Source organism: Streptomyces sp. NPDC001634, from assembly GCF_040298185.1.
Classification (GTDB): Bacteria; Actinomycetota; Actinomycetes; order Streptomycetales; family Streptomycetaceae; genus Streptomyces.
This window is the reverse complement of sequence record NZ_JBEOZU010000002.1, coordinates 1-17,331: the sequence shown is the minus strand read 5'-3', so window position 1 is coordinate 17,331 and position 17,331 is coordinate 1. Positions and strand designations below refer to the sequence as shown.

Annotated in this window: 17 protein-coding genes; 4 read left to right on the top strand and 13 right to left on the bottom strand. The window is 69.9% G+C overall.

The window, feature by feature from the left end; all coding sequences use genetic code 11:
* Positions 1-147: 147 nt before the first annotated feature.
* Both ABT186_RS01355 and ABT186_RS01350 read right to left on the bottom strand, forming a co-directional pair.
* Positions 148-1,476: a class I SAM-dependent RNA methyltransferase gene (locus ABT186_RS01355; RefSeq protein ID WP_351922903.1), complete on the bottom strand. Its 1,329-nt coding sequence runs from the start codon at positions 1,474-1,476 to the stop codon at positions 148-150.
* A 126-nt stretch (positions 1,477-1,602) separates the two neighbouring features.
* Entirely contained in the window at positions 1,603-3,654 is a 2,052-nt protein-coding gene (locus tag ABT186_RS01350; RefSeq protein WP_351221755.1) for an APC family permease, read from the bottom strand.
* Positions 3,655-4,045: 391 nt separating this feature from the next.
* On the opposite strand from ABT186_RS01350, the gene ABT186_RS01345 reads away from it, so the two are divergent.
* On the top strand, positions 4,046-4,717 hold the full coding sequence (locus ABT186_RS01345; RefSeq protein ID WP_351221794.1) for a potassium channel family protein: 672 nt from the start codon (positions 4,046-4,048) through the stop codon (positions 4,715-4,717).
* Positions 4,717-5,394 (top strand): potassium channel family protein, encoded by a 678-nt coding sequence (locus ABT186_RS01340; protein ID WP_351221754.1) that lies wholly within the window; start codon positions 4,717-4,719, stop codon positions 5,392-5,394. The genes ABT186_RS01345 and ABT186_RS01340 overlap by 1 nt, the downstream gene beginning before the upstream one ends.
* A gap of 625 nt (positions 5,395-6,019) precedes the next feature.
* On the opposite strand, the gene ABT186_RS01335 is transcribed toward ABT186_RS01340, so the two are convergent.
* The 7 genes from ABT186_RS01335 to ABT186_RS01305 form a co-directional block, all read right to left on the bottom strand.
* A complete protein-coding gene (locus tag ABT186_RS01335; RefSeq protein WP_351221753.1) occupies positions 6,020-6,772 on the bottom strand; it encodes a DUF3159 domain-containing protein in 753 nt (250 codons plus the stop codon).
* Between the two features lie 3 nt (positions 6,773-6,775).
* Positions 6,776-7,174, bottom strand: a complete 399-nt coding sequence (locus ABT186_RS01330; RefSeq protein ID WP_351221752.1) for an OB-fold nucleic acid binding domain-containing protein — start codon at positions 7,172-7,174, stop codon at positions 6,776-6,778.
* Between the two features lie 44 nt (positions 7,175-7,218).
* On the bottom strand, positions 7,219-7,902 hold the full coding sequence (locus ABT186_RS01325; RefSeq protein WP_351922901.1) for a response regulator: 684 nt from the start codon (positions 7,900-7,902) through the stop codon (positions 7,219-7,221).
* Entirely contained in the window at positions 7,899-10,442 is a 2,544-nt protein-coding gene (locus tag ABT186_RS01320; RefSeq protein WP_351922899.1) for a sensor histidine kinase, read from the bottom strand. The genes ABT186_RS01325 and ABT186_RS01320 overlap by 4 nt, the downstream gene beginning before the upstream one ends.
* Before the next feature lie 208 nt (positions 10,443-10,650).
* The gene (locus ABT186_RS01315) at positions 10,651-11,412 is read right to left on the bottom strand and encodes a DUF3710 domain-containing protein (RefSeq protein WP_351221749.1); all 762 of its coding nucleotides are present in this window, start codon (positions 11,410-11,412) and stop codon (positions 10,651-10,653) included.
* A gap of 1 nt (position 11,413) precedes the next feature.
* Positions 11,414-11,935: a dUTP diphosphatase gene (gene dut, locus ABT186_RS01310; RefSeq protein WP_351221748.1), complete on the bottom strand. Its 522-nt coding sequence runs from the start codon at positions 11,933-11,935 to the stop codon at positions 11,414-11,416.
* Positions 11,932-12,516, bottom strand: coding sequence for a PaaI family thioesterase (locus ABT186_RS01305; RefSeq protein ID WP_351221747.1), 585 nt, complete (start codon positions 12,514-12,516; stop codon positions 11,932-11,934). Before ABT186_RS01305 ends, dut begins: the two co-directional genes overlap by 4 nt.
* Before the next feature lie 58 nt (positions 12,517-12,574).
* Here ABT186_RS01305 and ABT186_RS01300 point away from each other — a divergent pair, with 58 nt between their 5' ends.
* On the top strand, positions 12,575-13,036 hold the full coding sequence (locus ABT186_RS01300) for a DUF3093 domain-containing protein (protein WP_351922897.1): 462 nt from the start codon (positions 12,575-12,577) through the stop codon (positions 13,034-13,036).
* A gap of 60 nt (positions 13,037-13,096) precedes the next feature.
* Here the strand turns inward: ABT186_RS01300 and ABT186_RS01295 are convergent, their stop codons facing one another.
* The 4 genes from ABT186_RS01295 to ABT186_RS01280 form a co-directional block, all read right to left on the bottom strand.
* Complete coding sequence (locus ABT186_RS01295) at positions 13,097-13,987, bottom strand: hypothetical protein (RefSeq protein ID WP_351922895.1); 891 nt, start codon at positions 13,985-13,987, stop codon at positions 13,097-13,099.
* A gap of 13 nt (positions 13,988-14,000) precedes the next feature.
* Positions 14,001-14,297, bottom strand: a complete 297-nt coding sequence (locus ABT186_RS01290; RefSeq protein WP_003993510.1) for a DUF4193 domain-containing protein — start codon at positions 14,295-14,297, stop codon at positions 14,001-14,003.
* A 402-nt stretch (positions 14,298-14,699) separates the two neighbouring features.
* Positions 14,700-15,932, bottom strand: coding sequence for a sensor histidine kinase (locus ABT186_RS01285; protein ID WP_351221793.1), 1,233 nt, complete (start codon positions 15,930-15,932; stop codon positions 14,700-14,702).
* 5 nt (positions 15,933-15,937) lie between these two features.
* The gene (locus ABT186_RS01280; protein ID WP_071369401.1) at positions 15,938-16,591 is read right to left on the bottom strand and encodes a response regulator transcription factor; all 654 of its coding nucleotides are present in this window, start codon (positions 16,589-16,591) and stop codon (positions 15,938-15,940) included.
* Positions 16,592-17,010: 419 nt separating this feature from the next.
* Between ABT186_RS01280 and ABT186_RS01275 the strand changes: the two genes are divergently transcribed.
* A complete protein-coding gene (locus ABT186_RS01275; RefSeq protein WP_351221744.1) occupies positions 17,011-17,184 on the top strand; it encodes a hypothetical protein in 174 nt (57 codons plus the stop codon).
* The last annotated feature ends 147 nt before the right edge of the window (positions 17,185-17,331 follow it).

Genomic DNA, 17,331 nt, shown 5'->3' with positions numbered 1-17,331 from the left:
CGGCGGAAGATCACTCCAGCACGGCGTCATGAAACGGCAGGTCAGCGGCGTTCGTGAGCATACGACACGCTTCACGTCATGTACTTTGCAGAGCAGAACAGGTCGAGCACGCCCGACCATACTGGCCAATTCAGAAGAAGTAGCAGGTCAGAGGCCCTTTACTGCGGGCTCAAGAATCGCCACGCACTCCACGTGGTGCGTCATCGGAAACAGATCGAACGCCCGCAGCGTCCGCACCCGGTACCCGCCCTCCCGGAAGTACGCCAGATCGCGTGCCAACGCCGCCGGGTCGCAGGCGACGTAGGCGATCCTCCGGGCGCCCAGGGACGACAGGTGTGCGACCGTCGCCCGGCCCGCCCCCGCGCGAGGGGGGTCCAGGACGATCAGGTCGACCTCCGTGATGCCCGTCCGCGGCAGGACCGACTCGACCTTGCCCTGTTCGATGCGGACGCGGTCGAAGTCGGCCAGGTTGTGCCGGGCGTCCTCCACCGCGCGCTTGCCGGACTCGATGCCGAGCACCGCGCCCTTCTCGCCGAGCCGGTCCGCGAGCGCTCCCGCGAAGAGGCCGACGCCGCAGTACAGGTCGAGCGCCGTCTCGCCCTTGCGCGGCAGCAGCCCCTGCATCACCGCCTTCACCAGCGTGTCCGCCGCCTTCGGGTGGACCTGCCAGAAGCCCCCGCCGCCCACGCGGTAGGTACGGCCGTCGGCACGTTCGCGGACGAAGGGACGGCCGTGGACGCGGTGCACTCCGCCGGACTTCTCGTCGACCCGCAGCACCGAAACCGGCTTGTCCAGTTCCACCAGCGGCAGCCGCGCGCCCGGCTCGGGCGTCAGGATCACCTGGCGGTCCTGCGACCCCGTCGCCGCGATCGCCTCGACGGACTCCATGCCCGTCCAGTCCCGCTTCTCGATGCCCAGTTCGGTCACTCCGGCGGCGGCGATCATGCAGTGGTCGACCGGCTCCACCTCGTGCGAGCGGTGCCGGCGCAGGCCCGCCCGGCCGGACGCGTCCACCGCGTACTGCACCCGCGTACGCCACTGCGGGACCTCGCCCGCCGGAAGCTTGTCGCCCTCGGCCGGCACGACCGTGCCGTCCCAGCCCGCCTCCTCGGGCGTGAGGCCCGCGAGCCGCTTCAACTGCTCGGCGATCACCTCGCCCTTGAGCCGGCGCTGCGCGCCCGGCTTGGCGTGCTGCCAGTCGCAGCCGCCGCAGCGTCCGGGGCCGGCATAGGGGCAGGGCGCCTCGATGCGGTCCTTCGAGGCCCCCAGCACCCGCACCGCGTCCGCACGCAGGAAACGGGCCTCCTCCTCGCCCTCCGTCACCCGTGCCACGACCCGCTCTCCGGGCAGCGCATGCCGGACGAAGAGGACCTGGCCCGCTTCCGTGCGGGCGATGCAGTGACCGCCGTGGGCGACGGGACCGATCTCGACCTCGTACTCCTCCCCCACCAGCGACTTCTTCGGTTCTGCCTGCATGGGGGGACGACTCCAGATACGAGAGGGGGTACGAACACGGGAACGGCACGGCCGGACAACAGCCCACCAGTCTACGTGGGTGTCGTCCGGCCGTTCACCACCAGGACAGTGTCAGGGCAGGCCGCCTCAGCCCTTCGAGGTCAAGGAGTCCTTCGCCCGCTCCTCGGCCGGACCTCGCCGCACCGCGCCCGGCGCGTTCCACTCCTGCCGCTTGCGGGCGCGCAGCTTCGCCGCCTCGGAGGACTGCAGCTGGTACGGCACGGAGGTCACCATGACGCCCGGCGTGAACAGCAGCCGCCCCTTGAGCCGCAGCGCGCTCTGGTTGTGCAGCAGATGCTCGTACCAGCGGCCCACCACGTACTCGGGGATGATCACGGACACGGCGTCGCGCGGCGACTCGCGGCGCAGGCTCTTCACGTACTCGATCACCGGGCGTGTGATCTCGCGGTACGGCGAGTCGAGGATCTTCAGCGGTACATCGATGCCGCGCCGCTCCCACTCGTCCTTCAGGGCCTTGGTCTCCGCCGGGTCGACGTTGACGCTGAGCGCCTCCAGGGTGTCCGTGCGCAGCAGCTTGGCGTAGGCCAGGGCGCGCAGCGTGGGGCGGTGGATCTTGGAGATGAGCACCACCGAGTGGACCCGCGAGGGGCGCACGCTGTCGTCGCTCGGGCCCTCGGGGGCGGCGAGTTCCTCGGCCACACCGTCGTAGTGGCGACGGATCGCGGTCATCGTGGCGTAGAAGATGCACATGCCGAGCAGCGCGACCCAGGCGCCGTGCGTGAACTTCGTGACCAGGACGACGACCAGCACCAGGCCGGTGAAGAAGGCGCCGAAGGCGTTGATGGCGCGTGAGCGCATCATGTGACGGCGCTTGGCCTGGTCCGTCTCGGTGGCCAGATGGCGGTTCCAGTGGCGGACCATGCCGGTCTGGCTGAGCGTGAACGACACGAACACGCCGACGATGTACAGCTGGATCAGCCGGGTCGAGTCGGCGCCGTAGATGACGATCAGCAAGGTGGCCGCGCCCGCGAGGAGCACGATGCCGTTGGAGAAGGCGAGGCGGTCGCCGCGGGTGTGCAGCTGGCGCGGCAGATAGCGGTCCTGGGCGAGGATCGAGCCGAGCAGCGGGAAGCCGTTGTAGGCGGTGTTCGCGGCCAGGAACAGGACCAGCGCGGTGGCCGCCGCCAGCACGATGAACAGGAAGCTTCCCTTGCCGAAGACGGCCTCGGCGACCTGCGAGATCACCGGGTTCTGGACATAGCCGGAGCCCAGGCCGACACCGTTGTGGAGCAGGTCGGTGGCCGGGTTCTCGGCCATCCGGACCTTGGTGGTCATGGCCAGGGCGATGATGCCGCAGAACATGGTGACGGCGAGCAGGCCCATCATCGCGAGCGTGGTCGCCGCGTTCTTCGACTTGGGCTTGCGGAAGGCCGGGACGCCGTTGGAGATCGCCTCGACACCGGTGAGCGCGGCGCATCCGGAGGAGAAGGCGCGCAGCAGCAGGAAGACCAGGGCGAAACCGGCTATCCCCTGGTGCTCGGCCCTGATCTCGTACGACGCCGTGGGCGCCCGCATGGTGTCGCCGAGGACCAGCCCGCGGAACGCGCCCCACGCGATCATGACGAAGACGCCCGCGACGAAGACGTACGTCGGGATCGCGAACAGCGAGCCGGACTCCTTGACCCCGCGCAGGTTCATCAGCGTGAGCAGCACGACCACGGCGACCGCGCACGCCACCTTGTGCTCGACGACGAACGGGATTGCGGAGCCGAGGTTCTCGATGCCGGAGGCGATCGACACGGCGACCGTGAGGACGTAGTCGACGAGCAGCGCGCTGGCGACGGTGAGACCGGCCTTGGGGCCGAGGTTGGTGGTCGCCACCTCGTAGTCGCCGCCGCCGCTCGGGTACGCGTGCACGTTCTGCCGGTAGGAGGCGACCACCGTGAACATCAGCACGACGACCGCGACCGCGATCCAGGGGCTGAAGTGGTAGGCCGACACGCCCGCGATGGAGAGGACCAGCAGCACCTCACCGGGCGCGTAGGCCACGGAGGAGAGAGGGTCGGAGGCGAAGACGGGGAGGGCGATGCGCTTCGGCAGGAGCGTTTCCCCGAGCCGGTCACTGCGCAGTGCGCGCCCGATCAGGATCCGTTTGGGCACGTCGGTCAGTTTGGACACAACAGAGGATCGTAAGGGGTCGCACCGGGGACCGCCCAGCCGCCCGAGGAGATCTGCCTCACGAGTGAAATCGAAGAGGGGCGCGCTGCGGATTCCGCAGGTGACGGGTTCCGCATGCCTATATGACGAAACCCCCTGCAGTTGCCGCCCCCGGAGGTTCCATGCATGCGACCGCGGAGTTCATCGGCGCCGCCGCCGGACTTGTCGGCCTCGGAATCCTGACTCTTCTCAGCGTTCGCAGCATCAGCCGCCGGTGATCGCACAGAGCAGTGCGGCGCGCGTGCACGGGGGTGCCCTACCCGGACCGCGCGTGTGTAGCTTGGTCGGCGGTCTGAGACCCTGTTGTTGGCGTTTCGACTGAGCCGTGACCATTGACACCGGAAGGACGGTCGTGCACATCGTCATCATGGGCTGCGGAAGAGTGGGCTCCGCTCTTGCCCAGACCCTGGAGCAACAGGGGCACACGGTCGCCGTGATCGACCAGGACCCCACCGCCTTCCGACGACTGGGCTCCGGGTTCGGCGGCCGTCGTGTCACCGGAGTCGGCTTCGACCAGGACACCCTGCGCGAGGCGGGCATCGAGGAGGCCGGCGCCTTCGCCGCCGTCTCCAGTGGCGACAACTCGAACATCATCGCCGCGCGCGTGGCCCGCGAGATGTTCGGCATCGAGAATGTCGCGGCCCGTATCTACGACCCCCGCCGGGCCGAGGTCTACCAGCGGCTCGGCATCCCGACCGTCGCCACGGTCCGCTGGACGGCGGACCAGATGCTGCGCCGTCTGCTGCCGTCCGGTGCCGAGCCGCTGTGGCGCGACCCCACCGGCGGCGTCCAGCTCGCCGAGGTGCATGCCTCGCCGAAGTGGGTGGGCCACAAGATCAGCAAGCTGCAGGAGGAGACGGGCGTCCGGGTGGCGTTCCTCACCCGGCTGGGCGAGGCGATGCTGCCCAGCTCCCAGACGGTGCTGCAGGAGGGCGACCTCGTGCATGTGATGATGCGGACGGACGACGTCGACAAGGTCGAGGCGTCGTTCGCCCAGGGGCCCGAAGAGGAGGGCGGTCACTGATGAGGGTCGCCATTGCCGGTGCCGGTGCCGTGGGCCGCTCGATCGCGGGCGAGCTCCTGGAGAACGGCCACGAGGTCCTGCTGATCGACAAGGCGCCGACCGCGATCTCGGTCGAGCGCGTTCCGCAGGCGGAGTGGCTGCTGGCCGATGCCTGTGAGATCACGTCCCTGGACGAGGCGGCGCTGCAGCGCTGCAACGTCGTGATCGCCGCAACCGGCGACGACAAGGTGAACCTGGTCGTCTCCCTGCTGGCGAAGACGGAGTACGGCGTCCCGCGCGTCGTGGCCCGGGTCAACAATCCCAAGAACGAGTGGCTGTTCAACGAGGCGTGGGGCGTGGACGTCGCGGTCTCGACCCCCCGCCTGATGTCGGCCCTGGTCGAGGAGGCGGTGAGCGTCGGCGACCTGGTCCGCCTGCTTCGCTTCAGCCATGGCGACGCCAACCTCGTCGAACTGACCCTGCCACCGGAGTCGGCCCTGGCCGGCACGCAGGTCGGCGACGTGCAGTGGCCCGAGGACACGTCCCTGGTGACGATCATCCGGGGCACCCGCGTCCTGACCCCGTCCCGGGAGGACTCCCTGGAGGCGGGCGACGAACTGCTGTTCGTGGCGGCCCAGGCGCGCGAGGAGCAGCTCGAGGACCTGCTGTCGGTGCGCCGGGAGGACACGGCGCACTAGTTCGCCGTCCTACGAGGATGGGGGCGCCCGGAGAATTCCGGGCGGCCCCATTTCCGCTTACGGCCGGACTCGGGTTCCGATACGGGCCGGACTCGGGGCACAGACCGCGGGCCGGACGGCAGCCCACCAGGGCAAAGAGCCACGGGCCCCCGCGAGACCGGGACACAACCCGCTGCAAGGGCGGGACCCACCCGACGCAAGCCCGGCGGGAGGGCTGGGGGCGCAGCCCCCAACGGCCAGGGAGGAGCCCACCGAGGCATGAGTCCACGCGGGACACGGCCCCCGAAGGCGGAGGCCCACCCAGGGCAAACCCAGCGGGAGTTCAGGGCACAGACCGCGGCGCCCTGCAGCAGCCCACCGGGGCGAGGGTTCAGGCGAGGGTTCAAAGAACGCAACACCCCGGCGGCGGGGCTGACGGCGCAACCCGCGGGAGCAGGGGTCCAGGCGGACGCAATCCCGGATGCGGGAGCTGGGGCCCAGCCGCCGGGCGGCGGTATCCAAGGGCGAAGGGACACAGTCCCCTTGTGGGGTCCGGGGACACGGCCCCGGGGATAGGGGCAACTGAGCGTAAGCCGCGACGGGGTCCGGGCGGAGACCGGCGTGGTTGTCACGCCGGCGCCGGCGGCTACGACTCCCGGCGGTGCCGCCCCGCAGGGGACCCGTCGTGCTCGGCGGCGGCAGCCTTCCGCTCCTTCTCCGCCTTCTCCTCCGCCTCCATCTCCGCGAAGACGTCGATGGGCGCGGGCGCCTTCGCCAGGAACACCCACGTGAGCCACACCGCGAGCAGGAACGGCGGGATCTTCAACGCGACCAGGACCCAGCCGAGTTGGGCGGTGTTGGCCCACCAGTACAGGGGGAAGAGGATCGCGCACTTGGCAAGCAGGATCAGCCCCCAGGCCCAACTGGCCTTCGTGTACGCCTTCTTGCGGCCGGGGTTGCGCGTACGCCAGGAGAGGTTCTCCTTGAAGACCGGTCCGAGCATCAGACCGATCAGGGGCACTCCCGCGAGCGTGGTGATGATGTACGCCAGGGCCAGGCCCAGCGTGTAGAGCATGCCCGGCAGATAGAAGTCCTTCGCGTTGCCGGTCATCATCGCGAAGACCACGCCGAAGGCGACCCCGAACACACCGCTGAAGGCGTGCTTGACGGTGTCCTTCCTGACGAGGCGGACCACGACCAGCAGCAGGGACACCGCCAGCGCGGCGATCGCCGACAGGTGCAGGTCCTTGTTGATTGTGAAGATGGTGACGAAGAGGAGGCCGGGCATCACGGTCTCGACCATGCCCCGGACCCCGCCGAACGCCTCGAAGAGCGCGGCCTCGGTCACCGCCCGCGAATCCTGCTGGGCGTCTTCGGTCGGCTTCTCGAGTGACGTCACCGGCTACTCCCGTCCGAGGGGTCTGAGTTCGTACTTGGGATTGAACAGCACTCTGCGGCCCCGGCTCATCGAGATCCGGCCCGACGCGATCAGCCTGCGTCCCGGTTCTATTCCGACGATGGAGCGCCTGCCGAGCCACACCACGTCCAGGGCGGCCGAACCGTCGAACAGCTCGGCCTCCAGGGCCGGGACCCCTGCCCGCGGGCGCAGCGTGACCGTGCGCAAGGTACCAGTAACCGTGACGATCTGTCGGTCATGGCAGTCGCCGATGCGCGTACAGCCCGCGGTCTCGGCGTCCTCCCGCAGCTCCTCGGACTCCAGGTCCTCCTGTGACGAGGAAAGCCGGTCGAGCATGCGCCGGAACCGGCCCGCCGGCTTTTCGGAACGAGGAACAGCAGTCATACCGAAAGCGTACCGGGGCGCACCGACACACATCGCGTCCCGCATCACTTCTCGAACCGATAGCCCATCCCCGGCTCGGTGACGAAGTGCTTCGGGTGCGACGCGTCCGCCTCCAGCTTGCGGCGCAGCTGGGCCATGTAGACCCGCAGATAGTTGCTCTCCGTCCCGTACGACGGCCCCCACACCTCCTGCAGCAGCTGCTTCTGGCTGACCAGGCGCCCCGTGTTGCGCACGAGCACCTCCAGCAGATGCCACTCCGTGGGGGTGAGACGTACGTCCTTCCCGGCCCGGTTGACCTTCTTCGCGGCCAGGTCGACGGTGAAGTCCTCGGTCTCCACGATCATGTCGTCCTCGCCGCCCCCGGTGGGCTCGGCGCGGCGCACCGCGGCGCGCAGGCGGGCCAGCAGCTCGTCCATGCCGAACGGCTTGGTGACGTAGTCGTCGGCGCCCGCGTCCAGCGCCTCGACCTTCTCGTCCGAGGAGTGGCGGGCGGACAGCACCAGGATCGGCACCCGGGTCCAGCCGCGCAGCCCCTTGATCACCTCGACGCCGTCCATGTCGGGGAGCCCGAGGTCGAGCACCACGACGTCGGGGTGGCGGGCGGCGGCGAGCTGGAGCGCGGTCGTGCCGTCGGGGGCCGCGTCGACCTCGTACTTGCGCGCCTTCAGGTTGATCACGAGGGCGCGTATGATCTGCGGCTCGTCGTCGACCACGAGCACCCGGGTCATGTGGTTTGCCTTTCTGCTTCGGCCAGTCGTGCGGGGGCGTGAAGGCTCTCCACGGCCCGGAGGGTGAGGACCATGGTCAGCCCGCCGCCGGGCGTGTCCTCGGCGTTCAGTGTGCCGCCCATGGCCTCCGTGAAGCCCCGGGCGACCGCGAGGCCGAGACCGACACCGGCACCGCGCGGGGCATCGCCATATCGCTGGAAGGGCTCGAAGATGCGCTCCTTCGCCTCCTCCGGCACGCCCGGGCCGCGGTCGACGACCCGGACCTCCACGCGGTCGGCGAGGGCGCTCGCGGAAACCAGCACGGGTGTTCCCAGGGGGCTGTACTTGACGGCGTTCTCGACGAGGTTGGCGACCGTGCGTTCCAGGAGCCCGGCGTCCACCGCGACCATCGGCAGGGTCTCCGGGACGTCCAGCTCCACGCTGTCCTCGGGCACCCCGCCGAGCGCCATCGGCACGACCTCGTCGAGATCGATCTCCCGGATCAGCGGGGTGACGGTGCCGGTCTGGAGGCGGGACATGTCCAGCAGGTTGCCCACCAGGTGGTCGAGCCGGTCGGCCCCCTCCTCTATGCCCGCCAGCAGCTCCGCCTGGTCCTCCTCCGACCACGCCACATCGTCGGACCGCAGACTCGACACCGCGGCCTTGATCCCGGCCAGCGGGGTGCGCAGATCATGGCTGACGGCGGCGAGCAGCGCGGTGCGGATGCGATTGCCCTCGGCCAGTTCCTTGGCCTGGTCGGCTTCCTGCTGGAGCCGCTGGCGGTCCAGGACCACGGCGGCCTGCGCGGCGAAGGCGGCCAGCACGCGACGGTCGGAGGCGGGCAGGACGCGCCCGGACAGCGCCAGCGCCATATGGTCGCCGGCCGGCGCGTCCACGTCCGCGTCCTCCGGCCGCTCGACCGGCGCGCCCGGTCCCACTCTGCCCGCACAGGTCCACGGGTCGACGTCACTCGTCCGTTCCAGCAGCGCCACCGACTCCATGCCGAAGGTCTCGCGGACCCGCTCCAGGAGCGCCTCCAGGGTGGTCTCGCCGCGCAGCACGCTGCCCGCGAGGAAGGAGAGGATCTCGGACTCGGCGCGCAGCCGCGCCGCCTGGAGGGTGCGCCGGGCCGCCAGGTCCACCACCGAGGCCACCGAGACCGCCACGCCGACGAAGATCACGATGGCGACGATGTTCCTGGGGTCGGCGATCGTCAGCCGGTGCAGCGGCGGCGTGTAGTAGTAGTTCAGCAGCAGTGAGCCGAAGGCCGCCGAGGCCAGCGCCGGGAGGAGCCCGCCCAGCAGGGCCGCCGCCACCGTCAGCGCCAGGAACAGCAGCATGTCGTTGGCGAGGCCGAGGTGGACCGTGTTCAGCAACAGAGTGAGCACCACGGGGCCGACCACGGCGACCAGCCAGCCCGCCACGATGCGCGTGCGGCCGAGCCGCGCTCCCCGGGCGACGGGCAGTCCTCGTCCCTTGCCCGCCTCGTCGTGCGTGATGAGGTGGACATCGAGGTCGGGCCCCGACTCCCGGGCCACCGTGGCGCCGACACCGGGCCCGAAGACGTACTGCCAGGCCTTGCGCCGGGAGACACCGAGGACGATCTGGGTGGCGTTCACCCCGCGTGCGAAGTCGAGGAGCGCCGCGGGGATGTCATCGCCCACCACATGGTGGAAGGTCCCACCGAGGTCCTCGACCAGGGTGCGCTGGACCGCCAGTTCCTTGGGCGAGGCCGAGGTCAGACCGTCACTGCGGGAGATGTAGACGGCCAGCACCTCACCGCCCGCGCCCTTCTCCGCAAGCCGTGCGGCCCGGCGGATCAGCGTGCGCCCCTCCGGACCACCGGTCAGCCCGACCACGATCCGCTCACGCGAACCCCAGATCGTCGAGACCCGGTGCTCACTGCGGTACTCGTTCAGATACTCATCGACCCGGTCCGCCACCCACAGCAGCGCCAGCTCCCGCAACGCGGTCAGATTCCCCGGCCGGAAGTAGTTCGACAAAGCCGCATCGACCTTGTCCGGCTGGTAGATGTTGCCGTGCGCCATCCGACGCCGCAGCGCCTGCGGCGACATGTCGACCAGCTCTATCTGGTCCGCGCGGCGCACCACCTCGTCGGGGACGGTCTCCCGCTGCCGCACCCCGGTTATCGACTCGACGACATCGCCGAGGGACTCCAGGTGCTGGATGTTGACGGTCGAGACCACATCGATCCCGGCCGCCAGCAGTTCCTCGACGTCCTGCCACCGCTTGGCGTTACGGGAGCCGGGGATATTGGTGTGGGCGAGTTCGTCCACCAGGGCGACGGCAGGGGCACGGCGCAGGACGGCGTCCACGTCCATCTCCGTGAAGACGCTCCCGCGGTACTCCAGTTCCCTGCGCGGGACCTGCTCCAGGCCGTGCAGCATCACCTCGGTGCGCGGCCGGTCGTGATGCTGCACGAAGGCCACGGCGCAGTCGGTCCCCCGCTCGATGCGGCGGTGCGCCTCGGACAGCATGGCGTACGTCTTGCCGACACCCGGCGCCGCGCCGAGGTAGATCCGAAGCTTGCCGCGTCCCATGGCCTCATTGTCTTCCCGTCGCAGCTCCTTACGCCGCGTACGCTGCGTCGACCTTACGGCCAATAATCACGGCAAACGGGACGGGAGGCGCGAGGAAGGGCCTCTTTGACGGAACCCTGATACGCGCGGAACCTCCCGCACAGCAGACGGGTCGCACCCCTCGTGGAGGGGTGCGACCCGTCTGCTGATCTGTCCGTTCGCGGAGTTGTCAGCGGACCTCGGTGATCTCGGGTCCGCGCTGCAACTGACCCATCCCGCCGGAGAAGCGGGAGGCGCCGTCATCCTGCTGGACGCCCTCGGGCACCATCTGCGCATCGTTGGGCAGCTTCAGGACGATCGGGTCGCGGGGGGCCATCGGGCCTTCGCCGCGGACCACGACCGTGTCCCGGAAGATCTGCTCGAGCAGGCCCGCGGCCTGCGGCTGCACGGCTCCCTGGCCGGAGATGACACCCCGCAGGAACCAGCGCGGACCGTCCACACCGACGAACCGCACGACCTGGAAACCACCCGTGCCGTCCGGCAGCTGCACCGGCACCTGGGCGCGCAGCTCCCAGCCCAGCGGCCCCTCGACCTCGTCGACGATGCCGCCCTGCTGGGTGATGCCGCTGGCGATCTCCTCGCGGACCTCGCCCCAGATGCCCTCGCGCTTGGGTGCGGCGAAGGCCTGCAGCTGGACGGCGCTGTCGCGCAGCACGACGGTCGCCGCGACGATCGCGTCGCCCGCGACCTCGACCCGCAGCTCCATGCCCTCGATCCCGGGCACGAACAGACCGCCCAGGTCCACCCGGCCGTCGCCGGGTTCGCGGACCTCGGAGCTGTCCCAGGGCCCGTCGGGCCGCGGCTCCGGCTCGAGCCTCACGCGCTCGCGCTCGACCTCTTCGTCCGCCTCAGTGTCGACACCGTCGACGACCTGCTCGGCCTCGCCGGCCGCGTCCTCGGCGGCACCCTTCTTGTTGCGACGTCCGAACACGTCACTGTCCTTCCCGGTCGGATACGACCGAAGCGTATCGATTCCCACCCGTTTCACCGCCCACGGCAGCATGACCGCCGGTGGAGCCGAAGCCCCCCGCGGCCCGCGCCGAGTCGGGAAGTTCCGCGACCTCCTGGAAGCGGACCCTCTCGACCTGCTGGACGACCAGTTGGGCAATCCGGTCGAAGCGCTCGAACCGCACGGACTCGCGCGGGTCGAGATTCACCACGATCACCTTGATCTCCCCACGGTACCCGGCATCTACCGTCCCCGGGGCATTGACGAGGGCGACACCGCAGCGGGCGGCGAGACCGGAACGCGGATGCACGAAGGCCGCGTACCCCTCAGGCAGCGCGACAGACACCCCCGTGGGCAGTACGGCCCGCTCCCCGGGCTTCAGCTCACAGCTCTCGGTGGTGCGCAGATCGGCTCCCGCGTCGCCGGGGTGCGCGTACGCCGGAAGCGGTACGTCCGGATCGACGCGCCGGATGAGCACGTTCACGGGGTTGCGGCTCTGGCTCACGGGTTCACCTCGAAGGCTCGTGCGCGCCGGATCCGGTCCGGGTCGTTCATTGCCGCCCGGATCTCCTGCGGGCGGCCGTTGTCGATGAAGTGGTCGACCTTCACCTCGATGAAGAGGGCCTCGGCGCGGACGGCGACGGGCCCGTCGGGGCCACCGATCCGCCCGGTCGCCCTCGAGTAGATCTTCCGCCCGGCCACCGCCGTCACCTCGGCCTCCAGATACAGCACGGTACCCACGGGCACGGGCCGTACGAAGTCGGTCTCCAGCCGTCCGGTCACCGCGATGGTCCGCAACAGCCAGTTCAGCGAGCCGAGGGTCTCGTCGAGGGCGGTCGCAAGGACCCCGCCATGGGCAAGGCCGGGCGCTCCCTGGTGGGCGGGCTGGACGGTGAACTCGGCGGTGAGGGACACGCCCTCGCCGGCCCTCGCCTGAAGATGCAGCCCATGGGGCTGCTCTCCCCCGCACCCGAAGCACTGCTCGTAGTGCGCGCCGAGCAGCTCGCCAGGGGCGGGCGCGTCGGGGTGCCGCACCGGCGTCACGGCGTCGGCGGGCGGCCTCAGAGCTGCGGAAGTACCACTCACAGCCGCAGACCTTACCCGCGCGTGAATGCGTTCCGGACACCGTGCCAAGCTTGGCTCCATGCAGCTCTCCGCGTCGCCGTACGAAGAACGCCTCACCGCGCCCCGCTCCTGGTGGCTGATGTGCCTCCTGGTGGGCGTCGCGATGGCTCTGGTCCTCGTCCCCTTCGGCACGCTGCCGCTGCTGGGCGGCCTGGTCGGCGGCACCGCGGCCTCGGCGGTCGTCGCCAGCTCGTACGGTTCCGTCCGCATCCGCGTGGTGGGCGACTCGCTGATCGCGGGCGAGGCGAGGATCCCGGTGTCGGCGCTCGGTGACGCGGAGGTCCTGGACCAGGAGGAGGCCCGCGCCTGGCGGACGTACAAGGCGGACACACGCGCCTTCATGCTGCTGCGCGCATACATCCCGACGGTCCTGAAGGTCGAGGTCACGGACGAGGCCGACCCGACGCCCTACCTGTACCTGTCGACCAGGGAGCCGGAGAAGCTGGCGGCCGCGCTCAGGGCGGCACGGGCAGAGGCATAGAAGGCCGAGGAGGCCTGAACGGGGCGGCCGCACCCGGCCGGGGCCCTCGAGCTCCGGCTGTCAGCTGTCGAGCTCCAGAGGGTTCTTCGGCTCCTCCATCGGCGGGAGCTCCGGCAATGCCTCCCACGGCACCTGCATCCTCCGCAGGTCCTTCCGGACCCGTTCCGCGAGGCGCCTGGTGTCCCGCCGGTTCATGACCGCCCCCACCGCGGCCCCGACCATGAACGGCATGAGGTTCGGCAGATCCCGTACCACCCGCTTCATGATCTGCTGTCGCAGCTCCCGCTTCATCTGCCCGCCCAGGGCCGCGTCGACGGTCGCCGGTTTGGTCACGTCGATCCCGCGTTCGCCGGACCAGGACTTCAGATAGGCGGTGCTGCGCTGGGCGAGGTTCCCGGGCGGCCGCAGCCCGTACACCTCGTGCAGTTCGGCTATCAGCTTCAGCTCGATCGCCGCGACGCCGGTGATCTCCGTGGCCAGCTCGGTCGGCATGGCCGGCGGCACCGGCAGCATCGCCGCGGCCCCGATCCCGGCCCCGACCGTGGCCGTGCCCCTCGCCGCGCTCACGATGAGCTTGTCGGCGATTTCCTCGGGCCCGAGTCCGGGGAACTGCCTGCGGAGGGTCGGAAGGTCCCGTACGGGGATCCGCGGGGCCATCTCGATGATCCGGTCCGCGAGATACGCCAGGCCCGCCCTGGCCGCGCTGCCGCCCTTGCGGACGCCTTCCCGGATTCCGTCCCGGACGGCGGCCGCACGGCCTCGTGCGACGGGTGCCGGGGTATCGGCCGGCACCACGGGCGCCGCGGGGGCATGTGCCGGTTCGAGCGAGGCTGTTCCCGTATCGGAAGAGCCCCGCTCGTCGTCACGCACGCCGTAAGAGCCGTTGTCCGGCTCCAGGTCCGCTTCCCCGGTCGGAAAGCGGCGCTTCCGAGGTGGGGTCGAGCCAGTCACGGCCGACCCGGCCTCAGTCGCAGTCGCGGCAGATCGGCTGACCGTTCTTCTCGCGGGCCAGCTGGCTGCGGTGGTGCACCAGGAAGCAGCTCATGCAGGTGAACTCGTCCTGCTGCTTCGGGAGCACCCGAACGGCCAACTCCTCGTTCGAGAGGTCGGCGCCCGGCAGCTCCAGGCCTTCAGCGGCCTCGAACTCGTCGACATCGACGGCCGAGGCGGACTTGTCGTTCCGCCGGGCCTTCAGCTCTTCAAGGCTGTCGGAGTCGACGTCGTCGTCGGTCTTGCGTGGGGTGTCGTAATCCGTTGCCATTTCGCTCTCCCCCTCTGGGTGTCTGCGGGTGTCTCCAGCGCACGTAACGCGTGAGAGGCCGGACTTGTGCCCGCCTCGAGGCGGAGATTTTGCCTCACATCAAGGTCTGTTACTCAATCGACACCCAACCGGACTCCTCAAGAGTGATCGGGTTGGATGGCGAACCGGACCGTACACGGTCCTCGTAGCACAGTTCAAAGGCATCTCACGGTGTACTTCCCGTGATCAAGCCCCTGGAAAACCAGGATTTTCCCGGCTTTCTGGGAGCCATGTGGTCACGGAGAGTAGATGGCTGGAAAAAATTCTTTGTGATCGATCACACACGCACCGATCGGATCCGGGACCCGAAAATTCCGCGCAAAGCGAACATCGGGCCCGGTCGGCGCAGGATCTCACAGGATCTCAGATGGGCAGGGTGACACGCATCACGAGCCCACCCCCCTCACGGGGCTGCGCCGTGATGTGGCCGCCATGGGCGCGCGCCACGGACCTCGCGATGGAGAGGCCGAGGCCCACGCCCTTGTCGCTGCCCGTGCGCTCCGTACGCAGCCGGGTGAAGGGCTCGAAGAGGTTGTCGATCTCGTACGCGGGGACCACCGGGCCGGTGTTGGAGACCACCAGGACCGCCTGGCCGTGCTGGAGCTCGGTCGTCACCTCGACCCAGCCGCCCTCCGGGATGTTGTAGCGCACCGCGTTCTGGACCAGGTTCAGGGCGATCCGCTCCAGCAGGACGCCGTTGCCCTGGACGACCGCGGGGGCGCGCTCGCCACGGATCTCGACGCCCTTGGCGTCCGCCTCGGCGTGCACCTGGTCCACGGCCTGCGAGGCGACCTCCGCCAGGTCGACGGGCTTGCGCTCGACGATCTGGTTGTCGCTGCGGGCGAGCAGCAGCAGCCCCTCCACGAGCTGCTCGCTGCGCTCGTTGGTGGCGAGCAGCGTCTTGCCGAGCTGCTGCAGCTCCACGGGTGCCCCGGGGTCGGACAGGTGCACTTCCAGGAGCGTGCGGTTGATCGCGAGCGGGGTGCGCAGCTCGTGCGAGGCGTTGCCGACGAACCGCTGCTGGGCCGTGAAGGCCCGCTGCAGCCGCTCCAGCATGTCGTCGAAGGTGTCCGCCAGCTCCTTCAGCTCGTCGTCCGGGCCGTCCAGCTCGATACGGCGGGACAGGTCCGAGCCGGCCACCGCACGCGCGGTGCGGGTGATCCGGCCGAGCGGCGACAGCACACGGCCGGCCATCGCATAGCCGAAGGCGAAGGCGATCACGGCGAGGCCGAGCAGGGCCAGCAGCGAGCGGCTGAGCAGGTTGTCCAGGGCGTGCTGGCGCTGCTCGTTCACGCAGGCGTTCATGGCGTCGTTGAGCTCGCTCGCCGAGGGGCGGGACGGGAAGTTGCAGGTGTCGCTGGCGACCTGGCCCGAGAGGATCTTGAACGGCAGTTCGCTGCCCACGTTGAGCGCGTGCGCCGCGAACAGGTAGATGATCGACAGCAGCAGGATGCCGGCGATCAGGAACATGCCGCCGTACAGCAGCGTGAGCCTTATGCGGATGGTCGGTCGCAGCCATGGGAACGGGGGCTCCGGCCTGCGAGGCTCCCAGGTGGGCTTGGGGGGTGCCGTGGGCGGTGCGGGTGTCGTGGCCACGGTCATCAGATCCGGTATCCGGAGCCGGGCACGGTGACGATGACCGGGGGTTCGCCGAGCTTGCGGCGCAGGGTCATGACGGTCACGCGCACGACGTTGGTGAACGGGTCCGTGTTCTCGTCCCACGCCTTCTCCAGGAGCTGCTCGGCCGAGACGACGGCGCCCTCGCTGCGCATGAGGACCTCCAGGACGGCGAACTCCTTGGGGGCGAGCTGGACCTCCCTGCCCTCGCGGAAGACCTCGCGGCGGTTGGGGTCGAGCTTGATCCCGGCGCGCTCCAGGACGGGCGGCAGCGGCACGCTCGTACGCCGGCCGAGGGCCCGCACGCGCGCGATGAGCTCGCTGAACGCGAACGGCTTGGGGAGGTAGTCGTCGGCGCCGATCTCCAGGCCCTCCACGCGGTCGCTGACGTCGCCCGACGCCGTGAGCATCAGCACGCGGGTGGGCATGCCGAGCTCGACGATCTTGCGGCAGACGTCGTCCCCGTGCACGAGCGGGAGGTCGCGGTCGAGGACGACCACGTCGTAGTCGTTGACGCCGATGCGTTCCAGGGCGGCCGCACCGTCGTACACGACGTCGACGGCCATGGCCTCCCGGCGCAGTCCGGTGGCCACCGCATCGGCGAGCAGCTGCTCGTCCTCGACGACGAGTACGCGCACGTCGCTTGTCCTTCCTCTGTCCACCCGCGTAACCCGATTGCGGGCAGCACACGGGCAGGTCTGTCATGGATGAGACCTCCATCCTGCCCTTTTCGGCCATAAACCGGCTGTAAGACGGGTGGGTACGCCCGGGATGCCGGTCCGTGGGACCGGGAATGCGAAATTTTCTCGTGCGGTTGAGGTTTCCGCGGAAGGGAGCGGGGGGAGGACGGCTTTACACCCCGCGATCACGCTCTGCATGTGGCACACCACATGTGGTCGGCTGCTCACCGCTTCCCGCAGAGCGGGCGTGGGTGTCCGGCACCGTCGCCGCCCAGCCAGGGCAGCGCTGGGCACCCAGTGGAGACGTGATCGCCCCTTCCCATCCAAGGGCACACCCCCGTGCCACCGACCCACGACCCAGGACGAGGGGGCGCAGCATGGACGCATTCACCGCAGGACTTCTGCAGCGCATACGGGCGACCGAGTCCGACCTGACACGGGCCCGTGAGACCGGCGACGACTTCCTGGCGGATGTCGAACAGTCGGAGCTCGACGACCTGCACCGCCTTGCCGCCGAGCATGGTGTGGAAGTCGGCGCGATCCGCGTCTGATCAGCTCGCAAGGAGCGGGGCCCCGGCAGATCCAGGGAACCTGCCTTCCCATCGGGCGGCGCGTGCGGCTCGCGGCCCTGGCCGAACGGACGGGATTCATCCTCATCGAGGACGACGCTTACCGAGACATCTTCTTCTCGGAGTCGG